The following is a 26,530-nucleotide window of genomic DNA, read 5'->3' as shown; positions in this document are numbered from 1 at the left end:
TTGGCCCGCTGCAACTTTCAACCATGAAAGCAGCGGCCCACTTTTAAGAAGGTGTAGTTGCGATGAAACGTGTAGGTCTGATCGGTTGGCGCGGTATGGTCGGTTCCGTGCTCATGCAGCGGATGCTGGAAGAGCAGGATTTCGATCTTATTGAGCCGGTGTTTTTCACCACTTCCAATGTCGGTGGCCAAGGCCCGTCCGTGGGCAAGGACATTGCTCCGCTCAAGGACGCTTACAGCATTGAAGAGCTGAAAACCCTCGACGTGATTTTGACCTGCCAGGGTGGCGACTACACCAGCGAAGTCTTCCCGAAACTGCGCGAAGCCGGCTGGCAGGGTTACTGGATCGACGCCGCTTCCAGCCTGCGCATGCAGGATGACGCGGTGATCGTGCTGGACCCGGTGAACCGCAAGGTCATCGACCAGCAGCTCGACGCGGGCACCAAGAACTACATCGGCGGCAACTGCACCGTCAGCCTGATGCTGATGGGCCTGGGCGGCTTGTTTGAAGCCGGTCTGGTGGAGTGGATGAGCGCCATGACCTATCAGGCGGCCTCCGGTGGCGGCGCGCAGCACATGCGTGAACTGATCAAGCAAATGGGTGTGACCCACACCGCTGTCGCCGATCAACTGGCCGACCCGGCCAGCGCCATCCTCGACATCGACCGCCGTGTCGCCGAAGCCATGCGCAGCGACGCGTACCCGACCGAAAACTTCGGTGTACCGCTGGCCGGCAGCCTGATCCCGTGGATCGACAAGGAACTGCCGAACGGTCAGAGCCGCGAAGAGTGGAAGGCCCAGGCCGAGACCAACAAGATCCTCGGTCGCTTCAAGAGCCCGATCCCGGTGGACGGCATCTGCGTGCGCATCGGCGCCATGCGTTGCCACAGCCAGGCGCTGACCATCAAGCTGAACAAAGACGTGCCGATCGCCGACATCGAAGGGCTGATCAGCCAGCACAACCCTTGGGTCAAACTGGTGCCGAACAACCGTGAAATCAGCATGCAGGAGCTGAGCCCTACAAAGGTCACCGGCACCCTGAATGTACCGGTCGGCCGTCTGCGCAAGCTGAACATGGGTTCGCAGTTCGTCGGTGCCTTCACCGTCGGCGACCAACTGCTATGGGGCGCGGCCGAACCGCTGCGTCGCATGCTGCGGATTCTGCTTGAGCGTTGATCTGTTGAAGTAATGAAGAGCCCGCGCCTTGAAAGAGGTGCGGGTTTTTTGTTCCCGCCGATCGTTCCCACGCAGAGCGTGGGAACGATCAGGGTGGGCGTGAATTGCCTGCACGCCAACCACCCGGTAAAGTGCCGCTCCCCCCGTTTCGCCAGAGGTAGAACCATGAGCCAATCCTTCGATATTGCCGTGATCGGCGCCACCGGTGCTGTCGGCGAAACACTCGTCCAGATTCTCGAAGAGCGGGACTTTCCGGTCGGTAACCTGCACCTGCTGGCGAGCAGTGAATCGGCCGGTCATTCGGTGCCGTTTCGCGGCAAGAACGTGCGGGTGCGGGAAGTCGATGAGTTCGATTTCAGCAAAGTCCAGTTGGTGTTCTTTGCCGCCGGTCCGGCGGTGACCCTCAGTTTCGCTCCACGTGCCACGGCCGCCGGTTGCTCGCTGATCGACCTGTCCGGCGCCTTGCCGGCCGATCAGGCGCCGCAAGTGGTGCCTGAGGCCAACGCTGAAATTCTGGCCAGCCTGAAAAAGCCCTTCCAGGTCAGCAGCCCAAGCCCTTCGGCCGCGACACTGGCGGTGGTGCTGGCGCCGTTGCTCGGTTTGCTCGACCTGCAACGCATCAGCTTGACGGCATGTCTGGCGGTCTCTGCCCAAGGCCGCGAAGCAGTCACCGAGCTGGCCCGGCAAACCGCCGAGCTGCTCAATGTGCGCCCGCTGGAGCCAGCGTTTTTCGATCGGCAGATGGCTTTCAACCTGCTGGCCCAAGTCGGTACGCCTGATGCTCAAGGTCATACGCTGCTGGAAAAACGTCTGGTGCGCGAGCTACGTCAGGTCATGGCGCTACCTTCATTAAAGATTTCCGTCACTTGCATTCAAGCTCCGGTGTTTTTTGGCGATAGCTTTAGCGTGACCTTGCAGTCGTCGAGCGCTGTCGACCTGGCGAAAGTCAACGCAGCTCTGGAAGCGGCGCCCGGTATCGAACTGGTCGAGGCGGGTGATTACCCGACCCCGGTAGGCGATGCGGTAGGGCAGGACGTGGTTTACGTTGGTCGGGTTCGTAGCGGGATCGACGACCCGGCGGAACTTAATGTGTGGCTGACGTCAGATAACGTACGCAAAGGCGCCGCGCTCAATGCTGTGCAGGTGGCTGAATTGTTGATAAAAGACCTGCTGTAAAAGATACTTGGCAACAATTTATCGAATGATTCCCGTCGAGCGTCATGCTTGGCCGGAATGCTTTAAGGTGAGCCACCCCGCAGGGCTTCCCATGGCATGAATGAAATGATCGCGCGCGACGACCCTTCGCCGCCGCGCGCAATGCCTTACGGCAGCGGCAATCAACACCTTCTCGCTGGCCGAGGAATGTTCAAACAAAGGAAGAGGTTATGGTTCAAGTTCGCAAACTGGTGTTAGCAATAGCGGCCGCCTCGGCGCTGTCCTCCGGTATGGCGCATGCCCTCGGGCTCGGGGAATTGACCCTGAAATCGACGCTGAACCAGCCTCTGGTAGCAGAAATCGAGTTGCTCGACGTCAAGGACCTTACGGCTGCCGAAGTGGTGCCGAGCCTGGCCTCGCCCGAAGATTTCGCCAAGGCCGGTGTCGATCGTCAGGCGTTTCTCAATGACCTGACTTTCACCCCCGTGCTTAACGCCAGCGGCAAAAGCATCCTGCGCGTCACGTCCAGCAAACCGCTGTCCGAACCGATGGTGAAATTCCTGGTTCAGGTGATGTGGCCCAACGGTCGTCTGCTGCGCGATTACAGCGTGCTGCTCGATCCGTCCAAATTCTCGCCGCAAACCGCCGATGCGGCCGCGCAACCGGCGCCATCCCAAACAGTGACCGCGCCAGTCACCGGCGCCACCAAGCCGTCGCAACACACCACCACGCCGCGCGATACCCTGTGGGAAATAGCCGCGAAGGCGCGTAATGGCGGTTCGATTCAGCAGACCATGCTGGCCATCCAGGCGATGAATCCGGATGCGTTCATCGACGGCAACATTAACCGACTGAAAACCGGTCAGGTGCTGCGCCTGCCTGATCAGGTGCAGAGCACCAACCTGCCACAACCCAAGGCCATCGCTGAAGTCGCCGCGCAGAACACCGCTTGGCGTCAGGGTCGTCGCTACGTGGCGAAACCGGGAACCGGTCAGCAGCAACTCGACGCCACCAAACGTGCTCGCGGTGAAGGTGCTTCGTCGCAAGTCGCCACAGACAAACTGAGCCTGGTCTCTGCCGACACCGGCAAGGGTGGCAAAGGTGCCGCTGGTGATGCGAAAGCGTTGAGCGACAAGCTGGCCGTCACCCAGGAAAGCCTCGACGCGGCTCGTCGTGACAATGCTGAGCAGAAAAGCCGCATGAGCGATCTGCAAAGTCAGCTGGACAAGCTGCAACGCCTGATCGAACTGAAGAACAACCAATTGGCCAAGTTGCAGGCCGAAGGCGGCGCGGACGCACCGACGGCGGCTACGACCGCTCCGGTGATGTCGGCTGAGCTGGCGGCCAACCCTGCGGCAGCGCCTGCAGATGCGGTTCCGGCGCCTGCACCTGCACCAGAGGCTGCTGCACCGGAAGCCGTTCCGGCGCCAGCCGTCGAGCCAACACCTGCGACATCCGATGATCAGAAATTCAACGAGCTGCTGACCAACCCGATCCTGTTGGGTCTGGTGGGTGGTGGTGCGGTGGTTCTGTTGCTCTTGCTGCTGTTGCTGGCCCGTCGCCGCAAAGCCCAGCAAGAGGCCGAGAAGCATCTGCGGATGGCTCGTGCCTTGGCGGAGGAGCAAGAGTTTTCCGCCGACCAGGACCTGCCGGAAAGCAGCTTCGAAGGTCTGGAAGTTCCGCCGCCGAGCGTGAAGCTTGCAACCGCACCAACACCTGCGCCCGCGCCGGCCCCGGTGATTACCCCAGTTGTGGTAACGCCGCCGATCGCTGCGCCACTGGTATCGCGTGCCGCCGAGCGTTCCGAGCGTTCCGACGACGTACTGACTCAGGTGCAGTCGCACATTGCGGGCGGTCGTCTGAATCAGGCCGCTGCATTGCTGGAAGACGCCATCAAGCAAGAGCCGCAACGCAGTGACCTGCGCTTGAAGTTGATGGAAGTCTACGGTCAGCAGGGCGACCGCGATGCGTTCGTCGCTCAGGAGCGTCAACTGGTGGCCAACGGCGATAACTTCGCCCGGGTTGAAGAATTGAAAAGCCGCTTCCCGGCCATGGCTGTTGTGGCGGCTAGCGGTTTGGCCGCCGCCGCCATCGCCGCTGAGCTGGATGCGCAGTACGTCAAGGACCTGTTGCTGGACGAACCGCAAGCCCCGGAACCGGCATTGTCCGACTTCGACAGCGCCTTCGATCTGAGCCTGGACGATCTGGAGGCGGCTACTCCAATCTCGCCTGCCGTTGCGGCGGTGCCAGAGCCGGCACCAGAGCCAACACCAGAGCCAGAAGCTTTGGCTGAGCTGGACGAATTCCCGCTGGACGACGATCTGAGCTTTGAGTCGGTGTTGCAGCAACAGACTGAAATCAAGGAAAACCTCGACGATCTGTCGGACTTCGACCTGGACATGGATCTGGGCGGCGACGCCTCGCCGGCAACCCTGGTCGAAGACGACTTCCTGCTGAGTCTGGATGAAGACCTCAAGGACTTGCCTGCCGCCCAAGCACCAACCGTGACAGAGGTACCGCTTGACGATCTGGAGCTGCCGGCGGACTTCGATCTGTCGCTGGCCGATGAAATGGACGCCGCTACCCCGGATCAGCCTGATGCCTTCGAAAGTGAACTCAACGACGTCAACGCTGAGCTGGATCGTCTGTCCCAGAGTTTAGGTGAACCTAGCTTCACCGCCGAAGACGCTTTGGCCTCCGCGGCTGATGAGCCGGACTTCGATTTCCTCTCCGGCACCGACGAAGTCGCCACCAAACTCGACCTGGCCCAGGCCTACATCGACATGGGCGACAACGACGGCGCTCGGGACATCCTCAATGAGGTGGTGACCGAGGGTGATGCCGGTCAGAAGAGCGAAGCCAAGGAAATGCTGTCGCGTCTGGCGTGAGTCATCGGTAAGGCATAAACAAAACGGCAGCCCATCGAGGCTGCCGTTTTTGTTTGGGCGGGGATGCGATGGCGCCTGTTGGATCGCCTTCGCGGGCAAGCCTCGCTCCTACATTGATCGGGGTTGTTCGCATCATTTGCGCCTGGCACCCATTCCCCCTGTAGGAGCGAGGCTTGCCCGCGAAGAGGCCAACACATTCAACCTGACTATCGGCGCTTATACCGCCATCGCGAGCAGGCTCGCTCCCACATTTGATCGGGGATGTCTGCATCATTTGCGCCTGCCACCCATTCCCCCTGTAGGAGCGAGGCTTGCCCGCGAAGAGGCCAGCACATTCAACCCAGCTGTCGGCAGTTATACCGCCATCGCGAGCAGGCTCGCTCCCACATTTGATCGGGGATGTCTGCATCATTTGCGCCTGCCACCCATTCCCCTGTGGGAGCGAGCCTGCTCGCGATGAGGACATCCCGTTCAACATCAAAGCCGACATTGCACCGGTCGGGCAGGGCGCGAAGATCACGCGGCTCTGGCATCCCCGCCCGGCGGCCTTATAATGCCTGCCTTTGCGCAGATCAGCAGGCTGTCACCCCTTGGCAAACATAGATAATCCGGCCGCCGAAATGGCAGCCGACGGCTTTTTCCGGATCGCGTTGGGCGTTGAATACAAAGGTTCGCGTTATCGCGGCTGGCAGCGTCAGGCCTCCGGTGTGCTCACGGTGCAGGAAACCCTCGAAAAGGCCTTGTCCAAAGTCGCCGACTCACCCGTGTCGCTGCTCTGCGCCGGGCGCACTGATGCCGGTGTGCATGCCTGCGGTCAGGTGGTGCATTTCGATACCCAGGTCGAGCGTTCGATGAAGGCCTGGGTCATGGGCGCCAATATCAACTTGCCCCACGACGTCAGCGTCAGTTGGGCGAAGGTCATGCCGGCGCATTTCCATGCGCGGTTCAAGGCGATCGCCAGGCGCTATCGCTATGTGATCTACAACGATCAGATCCGTCCGGCGCACCTGAATGATGAAATTACCTGGAACCACCGCCCGCTGGACGTCGAGCGCATGTCCGAGGCTGCCCGGTATCTGGTTGGTACCCACGACTTCAGCGCATTCCGCGCCGGTCAGTGTCAGGCCAAGTCGCCGATCAAGGAGCTGCATCATTTGCGTGTGACGCGCCACGGCAAAATGATCGTGCTGGATATTCGCGCCAGTGCGTTCCTGCATCACATGGTGCGCAACATCGCCGGGGTTCTGATGACCATCGGCGCCGGCGAGCGTCCCGTGGAGTGGATGAAGGAAGTGCTGGAAAGTCGTATCCGTCGTTCCGGTGGGGTGACGGCCCATCCGTTTGGTCTGTATTTGGTACAGGTCGAGTACCGCGACGAGTTCGAACTGCCCGAGCGTTACATCGGCCCACACTTCCTCACCGGTTTCTCGGAACTTGACGGCTGACGCCCTCGAACGCTTTTGTTACCATCCGGGACTTTCCCGGATTTGTCCTGAGGTTCTATCGACATGTCAGCCGTTCGCAGCAAAATTTGTGGGATTACCCGCATAGAAGATGCGTTGGCAGCGGTCGAGGCCGGGGCCGATGCCATCGGATTTGTGTTCTACGCCAAAAGCCCGCGGGCCGTGACGTTTCAGCAGGCGAGGGCGATCATCAAGGCCTTGCCGCCGTTCGTGACCACCGTGGGTTTATTCGTCAATGCCAGCCGCTGCGAGTTGGGGGAAATCCTCGACGCCGTGCCGCTGGACCTGTTGCAGTTCCATGGCGACGAAACCGCGGCCGACTGCGAAGGCTGGCATCGGCCATACATCAAGGCGTTGCGGGTCAAGGCCGGTGATGACATCGCAGCAGCTTGCGATGCCTACGCCAGTGCCAGCGGGATCTTGCTCGACACTTACGTCGAAGGCGTTCCCGGCGGAACCGGTGAAGCGTTCGACTGGTCTCTGATACCGCACGGCCTGAGCAAGCCGATCATTCTGGCTGGCGGTTTGACACCGGACAACGTCGCCGAGGCGATTGCCCGGGTTCGGCCTTACGCGGTGGACGTCAGCGGTGGAGTAGAGGCGAGCAAGGGCATCAAGGATCACGCAAAGATTCAGGCATTCATCAAAGCGGTTGTTGGGGCTTGATGTGACGGCTGGCACACTGCCGCCGTCCACAGGCATGGCTGAGGATATTTGGGGTTGTACGCAGGTCGCATCTCGCTGACCCGGCACGCCATCGATCATCGCCACACATATGAATTTAGCTCAAGGGCATACGCGGGGCTGCGAACCAGAGCGTTCGGGCCGCCGGTACTGGAGAAAGAAAGCATGAGCAACTGGTTAGTAGACAAACTGATCCCTTCGATCATGCGTTCCGAGGTCAAGAAGAGCTCGGTGCCTGAAGGTCTGTGGCACAAATGCCCGTCTTGCGAGGCGGTGTTGTATCGTCCGGAGCTGGAAAAGACCCTGGATGTTTGCCCCAAGTGCAACCACCACATGCGTATCGGCGCGCGCGCGCGCATCGACATCTTCCTCGACGCTGACGGCCGTGCCGAACTGGGTGCAGACCTGGAGCCGGTTGACCGTCTGAAATTCCGCGACGGCAAGAAGTACAAGGATCGCCTCACCGCTGCACAAAAGCAGACCGGCGAAAAAGACGCACTGATCTCCATGAGCGGCACCTTGCTGGGCATGCCGGTCGTGGTATCGGCCTTCGAATTCTCCTTCATGGGTGGTTCGATGGGCGCCATCGTCGGTGAGCGCTTCGTGCGCGCCGCCAATTACGCCCTGGAAAACCGTTGCCCGATGATCTGCTTCGCCGCCTCCGGTGGTGCGCGGATGCAGGAAGCGCTGATCTCCCTGATGCAAATGGCCAAGACCTCTGCGGTGCTGGCGCGTCTGCGTGAAGAAGGCATTCCGTTCATCTCGGTACTGACCGACCCGGTCTACGGCGGTGTTTCCGCCAGTCTGGCGATGCTCGGCGACGTTATCGTCGGTGAGCCGAAAGCCCTGATCGGGTTCGCCGGTCCGCGCGTTATCGAACAAACCGTTCGCGAAAAACTGCCGGAAGGCTTCCAGCGCAGTGAGTTCCTGCTGGAACACGGCGCGATCGACATGATCATTCACCGTCAGGAACTGCGTCCGCGTCTGGGCAACCTGCTGGCACAAATGATGGGCCTGCCGACGCCAAAATTCGTCGCCGCGCCGATCGAGCCGATCGTGGTTCCGCCGGTGCCTGCCAACATATGACCCAACGCACCCTTGGCGAGTGGCTCGCCTACCTTGAACAGTTGCATCCCTCGGCCATCGACATGGGGCTGGAGCGTTCGCAGCAGGTAGCGTCCCGCATGGGACTGGGCAAGCCGGCGCCTCGGGTGATCACGGTTACTGGCACCAACGGCAAGGGTTCTACCTGCGCGTTCGTGGCTTCGTTGCTGCGGGCGCAGGGCCTGAACGTGGGTGTCTACAATTCTCCGCACCTGCTGCGTTACAACGAGCGGGTGCAGGTCAATGGCGTCGAAGCCACTGACGCCCAGCTGTGCGAAGCCTTCGCTGCGGTCGAGGCCGGTCGTGGCGACACTTCCCTGACGTACTTCGAGATGGGCACCCTGGCGGCGTTCTGGCTGTTTCAACAGGCAGGGCTTGATGCGGTGGTGCTGGAAGTGGGGCTGGGCGGGCGCCTGGATACGGTCAACGTAGTCGACGCAGACATGGCGCTGGTCACCAGTATCGGTGTCGATCATGCGGACTATCTGGGTGATACCCGTGAGTCCGTGGCTTACGAGAAAGCCGGCATTTTCCGCCAGGGCGCGCCTGCGCTCTGTGGCGATCTGAATCCCCCTCAGCCTTTGCTGGATAAAGCGCGCGAGCTCAATTGCCCGTTTTTCCTGCGTGGACGCGATTTCGACCTGGGTATCACCGATCACAACTGGCAATGGCGCGGCCTTGATGCTCAAGGGCGTGCAGTCGAGTTGCATGATCTGCCATTGCTCGATCTGCCGATGGAGAACGCCGCCCTGGCGTTGCAGGCTTACCTGCTGCTCGGTTTGCCTTGGGTGGATGCGCAGATTATCGAAGCCCTGAAAGCGACACGCGTGGTCGGTCGTCTCGATCGCCGTCAGTTCGACTGGCAGGGCAAGCGTCTTAATGTGTTGCTGGACGTGGGGCACAACCCCCATGCGGCAGAATACCTGGCCCGTCGTCTGGCCAGTCGACCACCGGCCGGCAAGCGTCTGGCGGTGTTCGGGTTGTTGGCGGACAAGGATCTGGATGGTGTTGTCGGTGAATTGAATGCTAGTGTCCAGCATTGGGCTGTCGCCCCGCTGGACTCGCCGAGGGCGCGGCCTGTCGAGCAGTTGCACGCGGCGTTGCAGAATCTTGGTGCCTCGGTAACGTCTTATGACAGCGTGGCCGCCGCCCTGGAAGGGCAGTGCGCGCAGGCGACGAGCGACGACGAAATTCTGTTGTTCGGATCATTTTATTGTGTCGCCGAGGCCCTTGAATGGCTGGCCCGGCACTCCACGGAGGAAGCGGCAAATGGCTTTGCTGGATAAGGCGTACAAGCAGCGCATGGTCGGCGCCCTGGTGCTGGTGGCGCTGGCGGTGATTTTCCTGCCAATGCTGTTTTCCCGTCAGGACGAACAGCGCCAGGTGAGTGTTGACGCACCGGCTGCACCGCAAGCGCCGGCTGTGCCGCAAGTGCAGGTTGAGCCGGTGGTGGTGCCTGAGCCGCAGGCGTTGCCGCAGGAGCCTGTGCCAAGCGATGAGGAAATGGCCGCGCAGCAAGCGCCTTCGACACCGATTGCGCCGAGTGCGCCGAGTGCTCCTGTAGCAGCACCACCAGCGCCATCAGCTGTCAAACCGGTCACGCCTCCGGCGCCAGTCGCCAAGCCTGTACCAGCACCTGCCCAGCCAATCGCTGCTGCACCGACCAAGCCGGCTGCCACCCCAAGCCGCGTCGATGCAAATGGCCTGTCGGTCAGCTGGTCGGTGCAACTGGCCAGCCTGTCGAGCCGTGAGAGCGCTGAAAGCCTGCAGAAAACCCTGCGCAGCCAAGGCTATAACGCCTATATCCGCTCTGCCGATGGCAAGAATCGGGTGTTCGTCGGGCCGCTGATCGAGCGCGCGGAAGCCGATCGTCTGCGTGACTTGTTGAGCCGCCAGCAGAACCTCAAGGGTTTTGTGGTGCGTTTTCAGCCTGAGCGTGGTTAAAACTATCGCCCTGATTTGAAAAGCACTGATAATCTCAGCTTACCGACAGCCATGGGCTCTGCTAAAATGCGCCGCCTTATCTGTCTGTAGGCTGCACTGTGCCATTTACCTGGGTTGACTGGGCGATCGTTGCAATCGTCGCCATCTCCGCTTTGATCAGTCTTAGCCGCGGCTTCGTCAAAGAAGCACTCTCGCTGCTGACCTGGATCATCGCAGGAGCCGTTGCCTGGATGTTCGGTGGTTCATTGTCCGAGTACCTCGGCGGATACATCGAAACGCCATCGGCTCGTGTGATCACGGGCTGTGCCATCATGTTTGTCGCCACTTTAATCGTAGGCGCAATGATCAATTATCTTATCGTCGAATTGGTTCGCGTCACCGGGCTATCCGGGACCGATCGATTCCTCGGCATGGCCTTCGGCGCCGCGCGTGGCGTGTTGCTGGTGGTCGTGGCGGTCGGGCTGTTGAGCCTGGGGCCGGTACAGCAGGACGGGTGGTGGCAACAATCACAGCTCGTGCCAAAATTTCTATTGGTCGCAGACTGGTCCAAAAACCTGATTCTTGGGTGGAGCAGTCAGTGGCTTGCCAGCGGAATCAGCGTACCCGCTGATATACCGTTCAAGGAGCACCTCTTGCCGACGGCCAAAACGCCTCAGTGAGTTGTGTTCAGTTCAGATCCATTAAGTAGGGGTTGCGTCGCATGTGTGGCATCGTCGGTATCGTCGGTAAGTCGAACGTCAATCAGGCGCTGTATGACGCGCTAACCGTCCTCCAGCACCGCGGCCAGGACGCTGCCGGTATCGTGACCAGCCATGATGGCCGGTTATTCCTGCGCAAGGACAATGGGCTGGTGCGTGACGTGTTCCATCAGCGTCACATGCAGCGCCTGGTCGGCCACATGGGCATTGGCCATGTGCGTTACCCGACCGCGGGCAGCTCGACTTCGGCCGAAGCTCAACCGTTTTACGTCAACTCGCCGTACGGCATCACTCTGGCGCATAACGGTAACCTGACCAACGTTGAACAGCTGGCCAAGGAGATTTACGAATCTGACCTGCGCCACGTCAACACCAACTCCGATTCGGAAGTGCTGCTCAACGTGTTCGCACACGAGCTGGCCCAGCGCGGCAAGTTGCAGCCGACCGAAGAAGACGTGTTCGCTGCTGTCACCGACGTGCACAACCGTTGCGTCGGTGGTTATGCGGTCGTGGCGATGGTGACCGGTTACGGCATCGTCGGTTTCCGCGATCCGCACGGCATCCGCCCGATCGTTTTCGGTCAGCGTCACACCGACGAAGGCGTCGAGTACATGATCGCCTCCGAAAGCGTTTCGCTGGACGTACTCGGTTTCACCCTGATTCGCGACCTGGCACCGGGCGAAGCGGTTTACATCACTGAAGACGGCAAGCTGCACACCCGTCAGTGCGCGACCAATCCGTCGCTGACTCCGTGCATTTTCGAACACGTCTACCTGGCGCGTCCGGACTCGATCATCGACGGCGTCTCGGTCTACAAGGCCCGCCTGCGCATGGGCGAGAAGCTTGCCGAGAAGATCCTGCGCGAGCGTCCGGATCACGACATCGACGTGGTTATCCCGATTCCGGACACCAGCCGCACCGCGGCCCTGGAGCTGGCGAACCACTTGGGCGTCAAGTTCCGCGAAGGCTTCGTGAAGAACCGCTACATCGGCCGGACCTTCATCATGCCGGGCCAGGCTGCACGGAAAAAATCCGTACGCCAGAAGCTCAACGCCATCGAGCTGGAGTTCCGCGGCAAGAACGTGATGCTGGTGGACGACTCCATCGTTCGCGGCACAACCTGCAAGCAGATCATCCAGATGGCTCGCGAAGCCGGCGCCAAAAACGTCTATTTCTGCTCCGCGGCACCGGCTGTGCGTTACCCGAACGTCTACGGCATCGACATGCCGAGCGCTCACGAGTTGATCGCGCACAACCGTTCGACCCAGGACGTTGCCGACCTGATCGGCGCTGACTGGTTGATCTATCAGGACCTGCCTGACTTGATCGAAGCGGTCGGTGGCGGCAAGATCAAGATCGAGAAGTTCGATTGCGCGGTGTTCGACGGCCAGTACGTCACCGGCGACGTCGACGAGGCTTACCTGAACAAGATCGAGCAGGCGCGCAACGATGCCTCCAAGGTCAAGACCCAGGCAGTCAGTGCGATCATCGATCTGTACAACAACTGAGTAAGAACCGGCCTGTAGGAGCGAGGCTTGCCCGCGAAGCTTTTGGCGTTCCCAAGGGCCTCTTCGCGGGCAAGCCTCGCTCCTACAATGGTGTCCTGCCTCAAGGCCGGTTTTGTATCTACTACCGAACAAGGCAAGGAGTGACAGCATGAGTCAGGATTGGGATGCCGGTCGGCTGGACAGCGACCTCGAAGGCGTAGCGTTCGATACCCTGGCCGTACGCGCCGGTCAGCACCGCACGCCGGAAGGCGAACACGGTGATCCGATGTTCTTCACTTCCAGCTACGTATTCCGTACCGCCGCCGACGCGGCCGCGCGCTTTGCTGGCGAAGTGCCGGGCAATGTTTACTCGCGCTACACCAACCCGACCGTGCGCGCATTCGAAGAGCGTATTGCCGCGCTGGAAGGTGCCGAGCAAGCCGTGGCTACTGCCACCGGCATGGCTGCGATCATGGCGGTGGTAATGAGCCTGTGCAGCGCCGGCGATCATGTGCTGGTCTCGCGCAGCGTGTTCGGTTCGACCATCAGCCTGTTCGAGAAGTACTTCAAGCGCTTCGGCATCGAAGTCGATTACGTGCCCCTGGCGGACTTGTCCGGCTGGGATGCGGCGATCAAGGCCAACACCAAGTTACTGTTCGTCGAGTCGCCCTCCAACCCACTGGCCGAACTGGCGGATATCAAGGCTCTGTCGGAAATCGCGCACGCCAAGGGCACGATGCTGGTAGTCGACAACTGCTTCTGCACACCGGCGTTGCAGCAGCCGTTGAAGCTGGGCGCGGACATCGTTGTGCACTCGGCGACCAAGTTCATCGACGGCCAGGGTCGTTGCATGGGCGGCGTTGTGGCCGGTCGTAGCGAGCAAATGAAAGAAGTCGTCGGTTTCCTGCGTACTGCCGGGCCGACCCTGAGCCCGTTCAACGCCTGGATCTTCCTCAAAGGTCTGGAAACGCTGAGCCTGCGCATGAAGGCGCACTGCGCCAATGCCCAGCAACTGGCCGAATGGCTGGAGCAGCAGGACGGTATCGAGAAAGTCCATTACGCCGGTCTCAAGAGCCATCCGCAGCATGAGCTGGCCCAGCGTCAGCAGAAGGGTTTCGGTGCGGTCGTGAGTTTCGAGGTCAAGGGTGGCAAAGAGGGCGCCTGGCGCTTTATCGATGCGACGCGCCTGATCTCCATCACCGCCAACCTGGGCGACAGCAAAACCACTATCACACACCCGAGCACCACCTCTCACGGCCGTCTCGCGCCGCAAGAGCGTGAAGCGGCGGGGATCCGTGACAGTCTGATCCGCATTGCGGTTGGCCTGGAAGATGTGGCAGACCTGCAGGCCGATCTGGCGCGCGGGTTGGCTGCCTTGTGATCGAGTTGTCGACGCCGACCACGGGTACCCATGGCCGCGTCGCGCTGGTCACCGGTGCTGCGCGCGGCATCGGTCTGGGGATTGCGGCCTGGCTGATCAGTGAAGGCTGGCAGGTGGTGCTGACCGATCTGGATCGGGAGCGCGGTTCGAAAGTGGCGAAGGTGCTTGGCGAAAACGCCTGGTTCATCGCCATGGACGTCGCGAACGAAGCTCAGGTGGCTCTAGGCGTGGCCGAGGTGCTGGGACAGTTCGGGCGCCTGGATGCGCTGGTGTGCAATGCCGCGGTGGCCGACCCGCACAACATCACCCTGGAAAGCCTTGATCTGGCCTACTGGAACCGGGTATTGGCGGTGAACCTCAGCGGGCCGATGCTGTTGGCCAAACATTGTGCGCCGTACCTGCGCGCTCACAGCGGCGCCATCGTCAATCTGGCCTCGACCCGTGCCGGTCAGTCAGAACCCGACACAGAGGCTTATGCGGCGAGCAAGGGCGGTCTGTTGGCCCTGACTCACGCCTTGGCCATCAGCTTGGGGCCGGAGATTCGCGTCAATGCGGTCAGTCCGGGCTGGATCGACGCGCGAGACCCGGCAGCGCGGCGTGCCGAACCACTGACCGACGCCGATCATGCGCAGCATCCGGCGGGCAGGGTGGGGACGGTCGAGGATGTGGCGGCGATGGTGGCGTGGTTGCTGTCCAAGAACGCCGGATTCGTCACGGGCCAGGAATTCGTGGTTGATGGTGGCATGACCAAGAAGATGATTTACAGCGAGTAACACCGATAGATGTAGTCTGCATTGATGTTGAATGTGCCGCCGTCTTCGCGAGCAAGCCCGCTCCCACACTGAATTTATGTCGATCACAAACCTGTGGTCCACCGCAGATCCCGTGTGGGAGCGGGCTTGCTCGCGAAAGCGGTCTGACTGTGTAAGACACAATTTTGTCTTTTTCAGAAAAACTTCAAGCGGGGTATTGACTTAGCTTCGATACCTGCGTAAATTTCGCGGCCTCAGAGAAGCAAAGGGTGATTAGCTCAGCTGGGAGAGCGTCTGCCTTACAAGCAGAATGTCGGCGGTTCGATCCCGTCATCACCCACCACTTCTTGAGACTCTTGCGCAAGCAAGAGGGAAGCTGAAAAGCCTCCACCGACGCGCAGCGGTAGTTCAGTCGGTTAGAATACCGGCCTGTCACGCCGGGGGTCGCGGGTTCGAGTCCCGTCCGCTGCGCCATATTTTCCGAGTCAGGTTTACCTGCCTCGAGATTGAAAAGCCTCGAAGCTTTCCAGTCAGACGAGTTACTTGGACGAAAGTCCAAAGCGATACGCAGCGGTAGTTCAGTCGGTTAGAATACCGGCCTGTCACGCCGGGGGTCGCGGGTTCGAGTCCCGTCCGCTGCGCCATATCTGCCTCAAGGCCCACTGAACGCCTTGGAGCTACGAAACAAGCTGCTGGTAAAACCGGTATCTGTTTCGAGTCGATAGCAAAGACCCTGGTCGAAAGACCGGGGTTTTTTGTGTCTGCGATTTGGCTTTTCCTCTCTCATGTCCTTCCCGGCCAACCTTTCTGCGCCCCAATCGCATAAAGGACTTGGTTCACAGCTCCGACATTAATTAGAATCACTCTCATTTACGACAACTCCTTGGCACAGGGCTTCTTGAGATGAGTGATGCGGCGATGCCGAAGGAGCAAACCTTCCACGACCTGTACCGCGATCACCGTGGCTGGCTGGAAGGCTGGTTGAGAAGACGCATGGGCAATGGCTGTGATGCGGCGGACCTGAGCCAGGATACGTTCCTGCGTTTGCTCGCCAGCTCTCAACGAATTGCCGATCTGCAAGAGCCCCGTGCCTATCTGCTGACCGTGGGCAAACGCCTGCTGAGTAATTTCTATAAACGACGAAGCCTTGAGCAGGCTTATCTGACGGCACTGGCGGCATTGCCGGAAGACTGTGTGCCATCGCCCGAACAGCGTTGGTTGTTGCTCGAAACCCTGCAAGCCCTGGATGAACTGCTCGATGGACTGCCAGCGGCGGTGCGTAGGGCGTTTCTCTGGAGTCAGCTGGAAGGTTTGAACTATCAGCAAATCGCCGAGCGCCTGCGGGTATCGGAGCGCACGATCAAACGCTACATGGCGCAAGCCTATGAGCATTGCCTGTTGGTGGAGCTGTGAACCCGGTGCCCGATGCCCGTCAGGCGGTGCGAGCTGCCGCGCAGTGGCTCGCCTTGCTGGAATCTGGAAGTGCCAACGAGCAGGATCGTGCGAATCTGCAGCGTTGGCGTGACAGTTGCGTCAGTCACGAGCAGGCTTGGCAGAAGGCTCAAGCCTTGCGTCAGCGGTTTGCCAGTTTGCCTTCAGCGTTAGCGCTCAAAAGTCTGGATCGCCCCGAGCCGGGTCGGCGTGTAGTGCTCAAGCGTGCATTGGGTGCGGTGGCGTTGGTGCCGGCCGCTTGGCTGATCAGCCGACAATTGCCCCTGGATGTCTGGCGAGCTGATCTGCATACGGCCACCGGAGAGCGCCAAAAGGTGCAGCTCGCTGATGGCGGTTCCTTGCAGCTCAACACGGCCAGTGCCGTCGATGTGGATTTGCAGGGCCGTCGCTTGAAGCTGATTGAGGGCGAACTGTCGCTGAAGGTCCCGAGTGCGTCGCCGCTGACGATCCAAACGAAGTTTGGACAGATCATCGTCAGCCAAAGCGAAGTCTGTGTTCGTCAGGAAGCGCGCGGTTGCCGCGTGTCGGTGTACAACGGCGCCGTGCAATTGCAGCCCTTGCAGGGGTCGGTGTCGGCTTTGCGCAGTGGTCAACAAGTCAGTCTTCAAGCCGTCGGCGTCGGGCCGATCAGCCCATTCGATGTGCTTGCGCCGGGTTGGCGAGAGGGCGTGCTGATGGCGAAAAACCAGCCGCTGGGAGATTTCCTGCGCGAACTCGGCACGTATCGACCGGGTGTGCTGCGTTGGGAGCCGGAGCTTGAAGCGTTGCGGGTCACCGGCAGTTTCCGCCTGGACGACACCGATCGCGTCCTCGCGTTGCTCGCGGCCAGTCTGCCGCTGGAGGTGCATTCACGTACCCGTTATTGGGTGACGTTGCTGCCGCGCAAAAATAGTGTGTGAAGCCTGTCCCCTTTTTTCGACTCGCTTGTCATTCAAGGCATGTGAACGAATCAAGAGAGCTATTTCAATGCCCGCAGTAATACCTTGCTGTCCGCGTCCGGCTTCTTCGCGCCTGCGTCCGTTGTTGCACCTGAGCCTGTTGTTGGGCCTGAGTGCCAGTCCGTTGTTCATCACTGCCAGTTGGGCCGAAGACAGTGCCCGGCGCAATTATCAGGTGCCTGCCGGTAGCCTGAGCGATGCGCTGACCCGGTTTGCGGGTCTGTCTGGCGTCAATCTCTCGGTCGATCCGGCGCTGGTGGGCGGTCGCACCAGCCCGGGTCTTTCCGGCGAATTCGCGGTCGAGGAGGGCTTTGCCCGGCTATTGCAGGGTTCTGGTCTGCAGCTGCAGCCGGTGGGCGAACAGGCCTACATCCTGACCCCGGCGCCAGAAGGCAGCAGCTTGCAACTGGCCCCCACCTCGATTCTCGGTGCCACGGGCGGGGCGGACGGCGAGGTGTATGCCGGCGGCCAGGTCGCGCGCCGCGGTTCGCAAGGTTTGCTGGGCTCGAAAGACTTTATGGAAACGCCGTTCAGCATGACCACCTATACCGGCGAGGCGGTCAAAAACCTGCAGGCTCGTACCTTGGGCGACCTGATCGCCAGTGATCCTTCGGTTCGCGCCACCAACCCGGCGGGTGGGCGTTATGAGCAGTTCACCATTCGCGGGCTCAGCCTGTTCAACAGTGATGTCGCCTACAACGGTCTCTACGGCGTCCTGCCGACCTATACGATCGACATGGAGATGGCCGACCGCGTCGACATCATCAAAGGCCCGAGCCAGCTCATCAACGGCATATCGCCGCGGGGCAGTGTGGGGGGCGGGATCAACGTGGTGCCCAAGCGCGCGACCGACAAGCCCATCACTTCGTTTACCGGTAGCTACGCTTCCGACAACCAGGTCGGCGGTGCTGTGGATGTTGGTCGGCGCTTCGGTGAGGACAACAAATTCGGTATTCGTTTCAACGGCGTGAAGCAGTCCGGCGACACCGAATGGGATCACCAGAGTGTCGATCGCGAGATGGCCGTGCTGGGCCTGGATTTTCGCGGTGAACGCCTGCGACTCTCGACGGACATCGGGCGCACCGAGCGTGATACCGACGCCCCGCAGGAGCGCGTGCAGGTCGGCGCCAATGCCAAGGTGCCGAATGCGAACGATGTGCGCGACAACTATGCGCAACCCTGGAGCAAGGCGAGTACCAACGACACTTTCGGGGCGGTGAACGGCGAATTCGATGTCAGCGATTCCGTCATGCTGTACGGCGGTGTGGGCGCGCGTAAAAGCAACCATGACTTTCTCCGGCATGCCGTTGCCGTCACCAACGACGCCGGCGATTTCAGCGTTCAGCCGCGAGACTTCACCCGTGACGAAAATGTCCGGACGGCCACGGCAGGGGTGCGCAACTGGTTTCATACTGGCCCGGTGAGCCATGAGGTCAACCTGGCCGCGAGCTATTTCTACATGGATTTCGAAAATGGCGGCGCCCGTTATGCCGCGGCCCGCAGCAACCTCTACGACCCGGTGGAAACACCAACTCCTGGCAGGCCCACTCGGCTCGATTCGAAGGTCTACACCGAGAACCGCTTCAGCGGCGTGGCGTTGTCCGACACTCTGGGTTTCTTCGATGACCGGCTGCTGCTGACCCTCGGCGCCCGCTGGCAGCGCGTAAAGGTTGACGACTGGGCGGATAACGTCAAAGGCGCCACGGCTTACGATGAGGAAAAGGTTTCTCCGTCAGGCGGCATCCTGTTCAAGGCAACCGATAAGCTGTCGCTGTATGCCAACTACATGGAGGGCCTGAGCCAGGGCAAGATCGCGCCGTCGACCTCGGTGAACGAGGACGAGATATTCCCGCCGTTCATCAGCCGCCAGGTCGAGGTTGGCGCCAAGTATGACGCGGGTGCGTTCGCCGTGACCGCCGCGGTGTTCCGGATCAAGCAGCCGGCCTATGAGACCAACGCCACGACGAGGGTTTTTGGCCCGAACGGCAAGCGTGAGAACACGGGTGTGGAGCTGAGTGTGTTCGGTGAACCGCTCAAAGGCTTTCGCCTGCTCGGCGGTGTCATGTACATCGACAGCGAGTTGACCAATACCACCAATGGCACCTATGACGGCAACCGGGCGCCAGCCACGCCGAAATACAACGTCAATCTGGGCGCCGAGTGGGATGTGCCGACCGTACAGGGCCTGACCCTGACCAGTCGCGGCCTCTATTCCAGCTCGCAGTATCTGGACCAGTCCAACAACAAGGAAATCGACGCCTGGGAGCGTTTCGACGTGGGTGCACGCTACGCGTTCAAGATCGATGAAAAGAACATCACCCTGCGTGCCAATGTCGAGAACGTGGCGGACAAACGCTACTGGAGTTCGGCCGGGGCCTCGGATGACAGCGAGCCTGGCTTGACGCTCGCGACACCGCGCACCTACCTGCTTTCAGCGACAGTCGACTTCTGAATCAGCGAAGGGGCGCATTCAGCGTAATGCCAGTGAATGAACCGCTTTCGCAGGAGTCAGGCTTGCCGGCGAAGGCGTACGTGATGACGCCTTCGCTGGCACCTTTCCACCTCTATCGATCAGTATCCGAACTTGTCCCGCAATCCGTAATACCAGGCGCCCAACGCAGCGAACGGTGTACGCAGCAATTGCCCGCCAGGGAATGGGTAGTGGGGCAAGTCGGCAAAGGCATCAAAACGCTCAGCCTGACCGCGCAATGCTTCGGCCAGTACCTTGCCCGCCAGGTGCGTATACGTTACGCCGTGGCCGCTGCAACCCTGGGAATAGTAGATGTTGTCGCCTAGTCGTCCGACCTGAGGAAGTCGCGACAGGGTCAGCAGGAAATTGCCGGTCCAGGCGTAATCGATTTTCACGTCCTTGAGCTGCGGGAAGGCCTTGAGCATTTTCGGTCGAATGATCGCCTCGATGTTCGCCGGATCGCGCGCGCCATAGACCACGCCGCCGCCGAAAATCAAGCGTTTGTCAGCGCTCAGGCGGTAGTAGTCGAGCAGATAGTTACAGTCTTCGACGCAGTAGTCCTGGGGTAACAGGCGCTTGGCCAATTCATCGCCCAAGGGTTCAGTGGCGATCACTTGAGTCCCGCAGGGCATCGACTTGGCCGCCAGCTCCGGCACCAGATTACCGATATAAGCATTGCCGGCGACGATGATGAATTTGGCCCTGACCTTGCCCTGAGGCGTATGCACCACCGGATTGGCGCCGCGCTCGATGCGCACCGCTGGCGACTGCTCGTAAATGGTGCCGCCCAGCGACTCCACGGCTGCTGCCTCGCCCAAGACAAGGTTGAGCGGATGAATATGCCCGCCGCTCATGTCGAGCATGCCGCCGACGTATTGATCGCAAGCCACCACTTCACGGATGCGTCGCTGATCCAATAGCTCAAGTTGCGTATGACCGAAACGCTCCCACAGGCGCTTCTGGGATTCCAGGTGGCCCATCTGCTTGGCGGTAATGGCGGCGAACACACCGCCGTCCTTCAGGTCGCACTGGATGTTGTATTTGGCCACCCGCTCACGAATGATCCGTCCACCCTCGAACGCCATTTGCCCCAGCAGCTGAGCTTGCTTGGGACCGACACTGCGCTCGATCACATCGATATCACGGCTGTAGCTATTAACGATCTGGCCACCGTTGCGCCCCGATGCGCCAAAACCCACTTTGGCGGCTTCCAGGACTGTTACCCGAAAACCGTTCTCCAGCAGAAACAGGGCAGAGGACAGGCCGGTATAACCGGCGCCGATGACACAGACATCAGTCTCTACATCATCCTGCAAGGCCGGGCGCGGCGGCGCTGCATTAGCCGACGCGGCGTAATAGGACTCTGGGTAGGGAGTGTTCGCCATCCTGCAGCCTCTGTTTAATATATTTTACGAGTGCATCGATCCTACCCGAGTTAAAAAATGACCGCCAGCCACCGGAAAATCTTCTTTGCCACAGCAAAATTAAATATTTTGCATATTCATAGGGTTAGGTGAAAAAAAGGTGTTGACACCCCTCCGGAATTCCGTAGAATGCCGCCTCACAGCAGGCACGTAGCTCAGTTGGTTAGAGCACCACCTTGACATGGTGGGGGTCGTTGGTTCGAGTCCAATCGCGCCTACCAAACAAAATCCGCTCTGCTGGGCGGTCTAGAAGGGCTCACCGAAAGGTGGGCCCTTTTTTGTTCTTTGCGATTTAACTTGAGCCGATGGCCCACCTCCAGCGAGCAGAGTTTCTGAACTAACGCAGCCATAACCGTCTATACATTGCAGGGGCCATCCCCTTTCTGAGAGAACGGATATGTTTAGATCTCGCTCGTTGATTACCGCTATGACGTGTCTTGCCTTGGCGTCCGGTTCAATGACTGCATTGGCCGACCCGGGAAACGGGAAGGGCCAGGGAAGCGGCAAGGGAAATCCACAAAACATCCAGGACCATGGCAACGCCAGCCACGGAAACAAAGGCAAAGGTTCAGGGGGGGACGATTGGAGTCACGGCCCGAGCATCAACCACGGTAGTGTCCTTGGCATCGTGGGTGGTTATCGCGACTACTGGAGCCCCGGGCCCGCCTTGCCACCCGGCATTCAAAAAAACCTCGCCCGTGGAAAACCGCTACCGCCGGGAATCGCCAAAAAACTCGATGGCCGATTGCTCGGCAGGCTTCCGCATTACGATGGCTACGAGTGGCGCCAGGCTGGCACTGACTTGATATTGGTGGCGATCGCTACCGGGATCATCTACGAGGTTCTCAATGGCGCATTCGATTGATGAAACCGACCAATTCAATCGCGTCCTCGCAGCATAACGACCTGTAAATCACGGGAAGCAATGTGCATTTTTTCGATAATTGCACATTGCCTGCCCGCTGGTCGTCGGCTTTTGAACTGTGTGCCACCGAAACAGTCAATTACTCCGTGCAATATCAACCACACGGAACCTCCCCATGTTATTAAAAAACAAGAGTTTTGCAGCCGTCATGTCATGCGTGATGATGCTTGCGGCCGCCCCATTATTGCCCGCTGACCTGTCCATCATGAGTTCCGCCTACGCGAAAGATGGTGGTGGTGGTGGTGGTGGTGGTGGTGGTAACGGCGGCGGCAATGGTGGTGGTAACGGCGGTGGCAATGGTGGTGGTAACGGTGGTGGCCACGGTGGTTCCGGCCATTCCGGCGGCGTCAGCAATGGCCACGGCAATGGCTTGAGCAGTGATCACGCAGGCAAAGCTGTACGCGACCGTGGTCTCAGTGGCAACCACTACGGTAACGATCGTAATGGTGATAGCGGCCATGGTTCGGTGACTTCGGGCATTGCGAATTCCCGGGATACGCGAGGAGTAACGAAGGCTTCTGCCATTTCGGCCTCTACGCCCGGTGATCACAATGCGAAAGGATTAAGCAACGCTCGCACTTCGACTTCAAAAAGAACAGATTAAGTCCAAAATTCTCAAAAGCCGGGTATCCATCAGGATCCCGGCTTTTTTGCGCCCGCTATTTGCCAATTGAATCGGGCACCGGGACAGCAGTTGCATTGCTCGCCCTGGCAAAAAACGCCACGCCCACCCCGATCAAGCCAGTGATCACCGCCAGCAGCAGAATGACTTTCTGTGCTCCCAGAGGGGCGGCCAACAAGGCGATCAGCAATCCGGCCAATGGTTGAGAAAGATTGTTCAGCAAGGTAATGACGCCCACGGTCTTGCCGAAGTCCTTGGGTGGAATCACCTGCTGGCGGATGCTGCGTATGTATAAGTTGAACATCTTGTCGAAACCGACGATCAGCAGGAAGCCGATGGCATACCCCCAAGCGTTCGGACTGAAGGCAGTGGTCAGAGCGCCGGCGGCAATCATCGTATAAGAAACGACTCCCAGTACTCTCATCGGTAAGGTCACCCGCGCCAGGAAGAACAGAATGACAATGGTGGTCACCGCCCCAGCGGCTTGCAGCCCTGCATAAAAGTCTTTGCTGGCGCTGTATTGGCCGATCACCATGGCTGCTGATGTGGCCAGGGTTATACCGATGATCAGGTTCACGCCCACCGCCAGGCTGATCACCTTCCGCAGTTCCGCCAGGTCGCGAATATGCCCGAATGCAATGCGCAGCGGTTGCAGCCAGATGTCCTGATGTTGTTCGAACGACTCCAGAGTAATCGAGCTGGTGCGTTGCCAGATCAGCATCGCCAGATCAGCCAGCAGAAACAGCCCGGCAATCCCCAGCACCACCCAGTGCCACGCCCAGACTTCCAGCATCAGCGCCGCGACCAGTGGGCCAAGCACCAGCCCGGTCTGATCGGCGATCTGCGAATAGGAGAGGGTCTTGGTGTAGGTGTATTGCTTGAAAATGTAGGGCATGACCACTTCGCGGGCCATGATGCCCTGGGTGGTCAACACGCCACACAGCACGGACAGAATCACGATCCAGTAGATGCCATCAAACACGCCATACAGTGCCACGGCTGCGACGCAGGCCGCTGCACGGTAGACCTGGCTGATGTGTAGGATGCGAATGGGCGAAAACTTGTCGCACAGTGCACCGCATACGGGAAATGCCAGAAAGCGCGGCAACGACTCGGCAAAAAAAGCTAGGCCGGCCAAAGAGACACTGTTGGTGGTCTGAAAGACAATCAGCGGGACGATGAACAGCAGGATCTGGTCAGCCAGCCGGGACAGGAACAGCGAGATAAAGAAAGCCAGGTAATCCTTACGCATAGTGACCTCATGTCGATGGCGGTGTATCAGCGGAGCCACGTGCTTTGGGCAAATATCCTCCGATGAACTACTACTGTAGGGCTGTTTCAACTTCGTCTGTAAGGAGTATGTCGATGCTGGCTCACTGGTTTCTGGCGGCGATTCACCTCTTGGCCTTTGCACTGGGCTTCTGGGCGGTACTGACCCGCGGTACGGCTTTACGTCGTCTGATTGCCGGGGTGGGGGAGGCGCGCAGCGTTTTGGTTGCGGATAATCTGTGGGGGATCTCTGCAGTCATTCTCTTGGTCACGGGTGGGATGCGAGCTTTTGGCGGGTATGAAAAAGGCACTGATTACTATCTTCACCAACCGCTGTTTCATCTCAAAATGACGCTCTTCGTCCTTATCCTGTTGCTTGAAATTGCGCCGATGGTGGCGCTGATCAAATGGCGGATTGCGCTGGGGCGTGGGGTGGCGATCAATACCGGGCGCGCAACACTGTTTGCCCGTATCAGTCATATCGAAGCGCTGCTGCTGATACTGATGGTCGTGGCCGCCACGGGCATGGCGCGTGGGGTAACGTTTGGTTAGCCACGAAGGAGGAGGCTCTTTCTCGCAGTAAATCCGAAACGTCTGACAGTCATGGCATGAGATGGGCGGTAGTATCGGCTCCACGTTGCGACGGTATCGCAAAGAGGCTGGGCAGAAGGCGATGATGCGGTGCTTGAATCTTTAGCCAGCCGTTATTCGAGGCAGAATGGGCTGGCTACTGACCACAGCAGGATTCAGGGGGTTTGCGGTTTGTCTGGGGCGGTCAGGCCGGCCTGAATGCGTTGATAGATTTCTTCGCGATGCACCGCAACGTCTTTCGGGGCGTTGATGCCAATCCGGACTTGCTGGCCGCTAACGCCCAGAATGGTGATCGTAATGTTGTCACCGATGTTTATGCTTTCACCGACTTTGCGGGTGAGTATCAGCATGGTTTTCTCCTTGATTGCTTTGTAGGGCACCTGATTCGGACAGTGCAGAGGTCGGTATAGGTATAGATTAGTGCGAAGTCTCGCAGTTTGGGTGCCTCTTTCTGACGCGCAGATGCTGCATTAATTCCCAAGGCGTAACTATACAGAGGCCGCAACCATCATTCTCGTTGTTTTGCGCCCATTTTGCGGCGCTCGAGCAGGATCCATAAGTGTTAAAATCGCCGCTTTCAGCATCCAGAGGGAAGCGTTGTGCGCAAAATGGCCTTGGTAATCGCAGTATTGACGTTGGCCGGGTGCGATGAGGGTAAGGGGGTTAACGCGCAAAAGCCGCAACCGACAGTCGCTTCCGTACCCGCGGCGACAACCGGTCCGCAATGGGACGTCGAGGTGCGTGGCGAAACCCCCCAGGCGGTCAGCGACCTGAGCGGCTGGTTGATTGAGCATAGCTTCGTTTCCAGCGTCATCAGGGAGAACGGAAAAGTTCGTATCCTGATAGGGCCGTTCAATTCGAAAACCGAGGCACAAGCCAAGCAAGCTGAGGTGACGGCAGCGCTCACCCGGGCAAAGAAAAGGAATATCGAGGCGCTGGTGGTCGAACATCCGACGGCTCAATAAACAAAAACGGCTAGAAACGAACAAAGGCCTGAGGTGTGATGCCCCAGGCCTTTGTGTTTTCAGCGGTCGGTCAGCCGCAGGTTTTCATGTCTACCGGGCCGACAAACTCGTTGCCACGCCCCATCACGCACGCCACGCTCTGGTTGCGCTGACGTTCCCAGGCCTGTACCGGATAGGTCTTGTTCCAGGCTTCATACAATTGCCGATCCTGTTTTGACAGGCGCAAGCCGTACTGCTTGCTCATGTAGAAGTAAGTCCGGGCGATCATGCCGCGAATGGAAGGGCGGGGCATGACCTTCTTCGCCTTGAAGTCGACCTGTGTCAGGCACGAACCGTATTGACCCGATTGCACGGGCAACCAGCCGAAGCTGAAGTTGCTGCGATCGCCATTCACCTCGCCGATGCTTGGCACCAGATTGTGCAGATCGGCCTCGGCTTTCTGATAGGTCGGGTCGTACCGCGTGCAGTTCTTGCGACCGCCTTGTTGCCAGCATTCGCGTTGATGGCCGATCTGCCAGGCCGGGACAATGTGTTCCCACTCGATGCGCGAGGCGCGCTTGGCGTTTTTACGCGGCACATAGCCGCAGGCGGCGAGGTCCACGCGGTTGCCGGTGTATTTGCAGCCGCAATAAAACTCGGTGGATTGCGGAGCGTACAACTTCCACGCGACTTTCTTGGCTTCGTTGAAGGTGCGTGGGGCGCCAGCCTGGGCGCCGAGGGTGATGAACAGAAGCAGCAAAGCAAACCAGCGGGCACTCATTGACTCAATCTTCCTTCGGCACAACCCAGAAAATCTGCACACCGCCATCGTCGCGATGGGCGAGGGTGACGTTGTCGTTCTCGTCGATTTCTTCGAGCAAGCGTTCCCACTCATCCACGGGTTCGTCTGGAAGACGGAAGATCAGAGCAGCTTTGGCTTTCTGGGCGGTGGGGGAATTGATGATTTTCTGAACGCGCATACCCAGGCGTTCATAGGCGTCAGGAGAGACAGAGGGAGTGGCCACGGAATTATCCTTATTAAGCTGTACGTGCATACAGTATTTAACTGTAAGCATTTTCGCAACTGCTTAAAATTCAAGAAAATCCTCTGACAGTAGTTTTTTCCGTTTGGTGTAGGACGATGGGGATTTTTTTATCGGAAAG

The 26,530-nt window shown here is 59.5% G+C and carries 24 protein-coding genes and 4 tRNA genes; 23 read left to right on the top strand and 5 right to left on the bottom strand.

The genetic code is table 11. The features are described 5' to 3' along the window. The first annotated feature begins 62 nt into the window (after nucleotides 1-62). From asd to PMI18_RS04565, 18 genes are all read left to right on the top strand, one after another. Nucleotides 63-1,175: an aspartate-semialdehyde dehydrogenase gene (gene asd, locus PMI18_RS04480; protein ID WP_007905957.1), complete on the top strand. Its 1,113-nt coding sequence runs from the start codon at nucleotides 63-65 to the stop codon at nucleotides 1,173-1,175. Nucleotides 1,176-1,340: 165 nt separating this feature from the next. Next, entirely contained in the window at nucleotides 1,341-2,351 is a 1,011-nt protein-coding gene (locus PMI18_RS04485) for an aspartate-semialdehyde dehydrogenase (RefSeq protein ID WP_007905956.1), read from the top strand. A gap of 209 nt (nucleotides 2,352-2,560) precedes the next feature. Beyond that, nucleotides 2,561-5,218: a FimV/HubP family polar landmark protein gene (locus tag PMI18_RS04490; protein ID WP_007905954.1), complete on the top strand. Its 2,658-nt coding sequence runs from the start codon at nucleotides 2,561-2,563 to the stop codon at nucleotides 5,216-5,218. A 620-nt stretch (nucleotides 5,219-5,838) separates the two neighbouring features. Continuing rightward, nucleotides 5,839-6,663 carry a tRNA pseudouridine(38-40) synthase TruA gene (gene truA, locus PMI18_RS04495; protein WP_033036848.1) on the top strand — a complete coding sequence of 275 codons (825 nt, stop codon included), beginning with the start codon at nucleotides 5,839-5,841 and terminating at the stop codon, nucleotides 6,661-6,663. Between the two features lie 63 nt (nucleotides 6,664-6,726). After that, complete coding sequence (locus PMI18_RS04500; protein WP_007905947.1) at nucleotides 6,727-7,347, top strand: phosphoribosylanthranilate isomerase; 621 nt, start codon at nucleotides 6,727-6,729, stop codon at nucleotides 7,345-7,347. A 183-nt stretch (nucleotides 7,348-7,530) separates the two neighbouring features. Further along, a complete protein-coding gene (accD, locus tag PMI18_RS04505) occupies nucleotides 7,531-8,451 on the top strand; it encodes an acetyl-CoA carboxylase, carboxyltransferase subunit beta (RefSeq protein ID WP_007905946.1) in 921 nt (306 codons plus the stop codon). Next, nucleotides 8,448-9,755, top strand: a complete 1,308-nt coding sequence (folC, locus tag PMI18_RS04510; RefSeq protein WP_007905944.1) for a bifunctional tetrahydrofolate synthase/dihydrofolate synthase — start codon at nucleotides 8,448-8,450, stop codon at nucleotides 9,753-9,755. Before accD ends, folC begins: the two co-directional genes overlap by 4 nt. Then, nucleotides 9,739-10,413, top strand: coding sequence for an SPOR domain-containing protein (locus PMI18_RS04515; protein WP_007905941.1), 675 nt, complete (start codon nucleotides 9,739-9,741; stop codon nucleotides 10,411-10,413). The genes folC and PMI18_RS04515 overlap by 17 nt, the downstream gene beginning before the upstream one ends. Before the next feature lie 98 nt (nucleotides 10,414-10,511). Further along, a complete protein-coding gene (locus PMI18_RS04520) occupies nucleotides 10,512-11,072 on the top strand; it encodes a CvpA family protein (protein WP_007905940.1) in 561 nt (186 codons plus the stop codon). Between the two features lie 41 nt (nucleotides 11,073-11,113). After that, complete coding sequence (purF, locus tag PMI18_RS04525; RefSeq protein WP_007905939.1) at nucleotides 11,114-12,619, top strand: amidophosphoribosyltransferase; 1,506 nt, start codon at nucleotides 11,114-11,116, stop codon at nucleotides 12,617-12,619. 148 nt (nucleotides 12,620-12,767) lie between these two features. After that, on the top strand, nucleotides 12,768-13,979 hold the full coding sequence (locus PMI18_RS04530) for an O-succinylhomoserine sulfhydrylase (RefSeq protein ID WP_007905937.1): 1,212 nt from the start codon (nucleotides 12,768-12,770) through the stop codon (nucleotides 13,977-13,979). Next, entirely contained in the window at nucleotides 13,976-14,752 is a 777-nt protein-coding gene (locus PMI18_RS04535) for an SDR family oxidoreductase (protein WP_007905933.1), read from the top strand. Before PMI18_RS04530 ends, PMI18_RS04535 begins: the two co-directional genes overlap by 4 nt. Before the next feature lie 246 nt (nucleotides 14,753-14,998). Beyond that, nucleotides 14,999-15,074 (top strand) — tRNA-Val (locus tag PMI18_RS04540). 54 nt (nucleotides 15,075-15,128) lie between these two features. Further along, nucleotides 15,129-15,205 (top strand) — tRNA-Asp (locus PMI18_RS04545). Between the two features lie 93 nt (nucleotides 15,206-15,298). After that, nucleotides 15,299-15,375: transfer RNA gene (locus PMI18_RS04550), tRNA-Asp, on the top strand. 259 nt (nucleotides 15,376-15,634) lie between these two features. Next, nucleotides 15,635-16,144 (top strand): sigma-70 family RNA polymerase sigma factor, encoded by a 510-nt coding sequence (locus PMI18_RS04555; RefSeq protein ID WP_007905929.1) that lies wholly within the window; start codon nucleotides 15,635-15,637, stop codon nucleotides 16,142-16,144. After that, nucleotides 16,141-17,082 (top strand): FecR domain-containing protein, encoded by a 942-nt coding sequence (locus PMI18_RS04560; RefSeq protein ID WP_033036847.1) that lies wholly within the window; start codon nucleotides 16,141-16,143, stop codon nucleotides 17,080-17,082. The genes PMI18_RS04555 and PMI18_RS04560 overlap by 4 nt, the downstream gene beginning before the upstream one ends. Before the next feature lie 67 nt (nucleotides 17,083-17,149). After that, nucleotides 17,150-19,573 (top strand): TonB-dependent receptor, encoded by a 2,424-nt coding sequence (locus PMI18_RS04565; RefSeq protein WP_007905925.1) that lies wholly within the window; start codon nucleotides 17,150-17,152, stop codon nucleotides 19,571-19,573. Between the two features lie 119 nt (nucleotides 19,574-19,692). Here PMI18_RS04565 and PMI18_RS04570 read toward each other — a convergent pair whose 3' ends face one another. Beyond that, on the bottom strand, nucleotides 19,693-20,976 hold the full coding sequence (locus PMI18_RS04570; RefSeq protein WP_007905924.1) for an NAD(P)/FAD-dependent oxidoreductase: 1,284 nt from the start codon (nucleotides 20,974-20,976) through the stop codon (nucleotides 19,693-19,695). Between the two features lie 183 nt (nucleotides 20,977-21,159). On the opposite strand from PMI18_RS04570, the gene PMI18_RS04575 reads away from it, so the two are divergent. The 3 genes from PMI18_RS04575 (at nucleotide 21,160) to PMI18_RS31645 (ending at nucleotide 22,544) form a co-directional block, all read left to right on the top strand. Continuing rightward, nucleotides 21,160-21,236 (top strand) — tRNA-Val (locus PMI18_RS04575). A gap of 176 nt (nucleotides 21,237-21,412) precedes the next feature. Further along, a complete protein-coding gene (locus PMI18_RS04580; RefSeq protein ID WP_007905922.1) occupies nucleotides 21,413-21,880 on the top strand; it encodes an anti-virulence regulator CigR family protein in 468 nt (155 codons plus the stop codon). 175 nt (nucleotides 21,881-22,055) lie between these two features. Then, complete coding sequence (locus PMI18_RS31645) at nucleotides 22,056-22,544, top strand: hypothetical protein (protein WP_081499893.1); 489 nt, start codon at nucleotides 22,056-22,058, stop codon at nucleotides 22,542-22,544. A gap of 55 nt (nucleotides 22,545-22,599) precedes the next feature. On the opposite strand, the gene PMI18_RS04590 is transcribed toward PMI18_RS31645, so the two are convergent. Further along, complete coding sequence (locus PMI18_RS04590; RefSeq protein ID WP_007905916.1) at nucleotides 22,600-23,814, bottom strand: MFS transporter; 1,215 nt, start codon at nucleotides 23,812-23,814, stop codon at nucleotides 22,600-22,602. Nucleotides 23,815-23,927: 113 nt separating this feature from the next. On the opposite strand from PMI18_RS04590, the gene PMI18_RS04595 reads away from it, so the two are divergent. Next, complete coding sequence (locus tag PMI18_RS04595; RefSeq protein WP_007905914.1) at nucleotides 23,928-24,383, top strand: DUF2214 family protein; 456 nt, start codon at nucleotides 23,928-23,930, stop codon at nucleotides 24,381-24,383. A gap of 194 nt (nucleotides 24,384-24,577) precedes the next feature. Here PMI18_RS04595 and csrA read toward each other — a convergent pair whose 3' ends face one another. Then, complete coding sequence (gene csrA, locus PMI18_RS04600; RefSeq protein WP_007905913.1) at nucleotides 24,578-24,772, bottom strand: carbon storage regulator CsrA; 195 nt, start codon at nucleotides 24,770-24,772, stop codon at nucleotides 24,578-24,580. 249 nt (nucleotides 24,773-25,021) lie between these two features. On the opposite strand from csrA, the gene PMI18_RS04605 reads away from it, so the two are divergent. Next, on the top strand, nucleotides 25,022-25,387 hold the full coding sequence (locus PMI18_RS04605) for an SPOR domain-containing protein (RefSeq protein ID WP_007905910.1): 366 nt from the start codon (nucleotides 25,022-25,024) through the stop codon (nucleotides 25,385-25,387). A 70-nt stretch (nucleotides 25,388-25,457) separates the two neighbouring features. Here the strand turns inward: PMI18_RS04605 and PMI18_RS04610 are convergent, their stop codons facing one another. Both PMI18_RS04610 and PMI18_RS04615 read right to left on the bottom strand, forming a co-directional pair. Next, nucleotides 25,458-26,147: an endonuclease gene (locus PMI18_RS04610; protein WP_007905908.1), complete on the bottom strand. Its 690-nt coding sequence runs from the start codon at nucleotides 26,145-26,147 to the stop codon at nucleotides 25,458-25,460. 4 nt (nucleotides 26,148-26,151) lie between these two features. Then, on the bottom strand, nucleotides 26,152-26,421 hold the full coding sequence (locus PMI18_RS04615) for a DUF1654 domain-containing protein (RefSeq protein WP_123720992.1): 270 nt from the start codon (nucleotides 26,419-26,421) through the stop codon (nucleotides 26,152-26,154). Nucleotides 26,422-26,530: the final 109 nt, after the last annotated feature.

The organism is Pseudomonas sp. GM102 (assembly GCF_000282555.1).
Classification (GTDB): Bacteria; Pseudomonadota; Gammaproteobacteria; order Pseudomonadales; family Pseudomonadaceae; genus Aquipseudomonas.
This window is presented reverse-complemented; position numbering and strand designations above follow the sequence as displayed.

What these genes read in the sequence shown, in the direction of transcription:
- asd (WP_007905957.1), top strand. Translation starts at nt 63, where the DNA reads ATGAAACGTGTAGGTCTGATCGGTTGGCGCGGTATGGTCGGTTCCGTG.
- PMI18_RS04485 (WP_007905956.1), top strand. Translation starts at nt 1,341, where the DNA reads ATGAGCCAATCCTTCGATATTGCCGTGATCGGCGCCACCGGTGCTGTC.
- PMI18_RS04490 (WP_007905954.1), top strand. Translation starts at nt 2,561, where the DNA reads ATGGTTCAAGTTCGCAAACTGGTGTTAGCAATAGCGGCCGCCTCGGCG.
- truA (WP_033036848.1), top strand. Translation starts at nt 5,839, where the DNA reads ATGGCAGCCGACGGCTTTTTCCGGATCGCGTTGGGCGTTGAATACAAA.
- PMI18_RS04500 (WP_007905947.1), top strand. Translation starts at nt 6,727, where the DNA reads ATGTCAGCCGTTCGCAGCAAAATTTGTGGGATTACCCGCATAGAAGAT.
- accD (WP_007905946.1), top strand. Translation starts at nt 7,531, where the DNA reads ATGAGCAACTGGTTAGTAGACAAACTGATCCCTTCGATCATGCGTTCC.
- folC (WP_007905944.1), top strand. Translation starts at nt 8,448, where the DNA reads ATGACCCAACGCACCCTTGGCGAGTGGCTCGCCTACCTTGAACAGTTG.
- PMI18_RS04515 (WP_007905941.1), top strand. Translation starts at nt 9,739, where the DNA reads ATGGCTTTGCTGGATAAGGCGTACAAGCAGCGCATGGTCGGCGCCCTG.
- purF (WP_007905939.1), top strand. Translation starts at nt 11,114, where the DNA reads ATGTGTGGCATCGTCGGTATCGTCGGTAAGTCGAACGTCAATCAGGCG.
- PMI18_RS04530 (WP_007905937.1), top strand. Translation starts at nt 12,768, where the DNA reads ATGAGTCAGGATTGGGATGCCGGTCGGCTGGACAGCGACCTCGAAGGC.
- PMI18_RS04555 (WP_007905929.1), top strand. Translation starts at nt 15,635, where the DNA reads ATGAGTGATGCGGCGATGCCGAAGGAGCAAACCTTCCACGACCTGTAC.
- PMI18_RS04565 (WP_007905925.1), top strand. Translation starts at nt 17,150, where the DNA reads ATGCCCGCAGTAATACCTTGCTGTCCGCGTCCGGCTTCTTCGCGCCTG.
- PMI18_RS04570 (WP_007905924.1), bottom strand. Translation starts at nt 20,976, where the DNA reads ATGGCGAACACTCCCTACCCAGAGTCCTATTACGCCGCGTCGGCTAAT.
- PMI18_RS04580 (WP_007905922.1), top strand. Translation starts at nt 21,413, where the DNA reads ATGTTTAGATCTCGCTCGTTGATTACCGCTATGACGTGTCTTGCCTTG.
- PMI18_RS31645 (WP_081499893.1), top strand. Translation starts at nt 22,056, where the DNA reads ATGTTATTAAAAAACAAGAGTTTTGCAGCCGTCATGTCATGCGTGATG.
- PMI18_RS04590 (WP_007905916.1), bottom strand. Translation starts at nt 23,814, where the DNA reads ATGCGTAAGGATTACCTGGCTTTCTTTATCTCGCTGTTCCTGTCCCGG.
- PMI18_RS04595 (WP_007905914.1), top strand. Translation starts at nt 23,928, where the DNA reads ATGCTGGCTCACTGGTTTCTGGCGGCGATTCACCTCTTGGCCTTTGCA.
- csrA (WP_007905913.1), bottom strand. Translation starts at nt 24,772, where the DNA reads ATGCTGATACTCACCCGCAAAGTCGGTGAAAGCATAAACATCGGTGAC.
- PMI18_RS04610 (WP_007905908.1), bottom strand. Translation starts at nt 26,147, where the DNA reads ATGAGTGCCCGCTGGTTTGCTTTGCTGCTTCTGTTCATCACCCTCGGC.
- PMI18_RS04615 (WP_123720992.1), bottom strand. Translation starts at nt 26,421, where the DNA reads ATGCACGTACAGCTTAATAAGGATAATTCCGTGGCCACTCCCTCTGTC.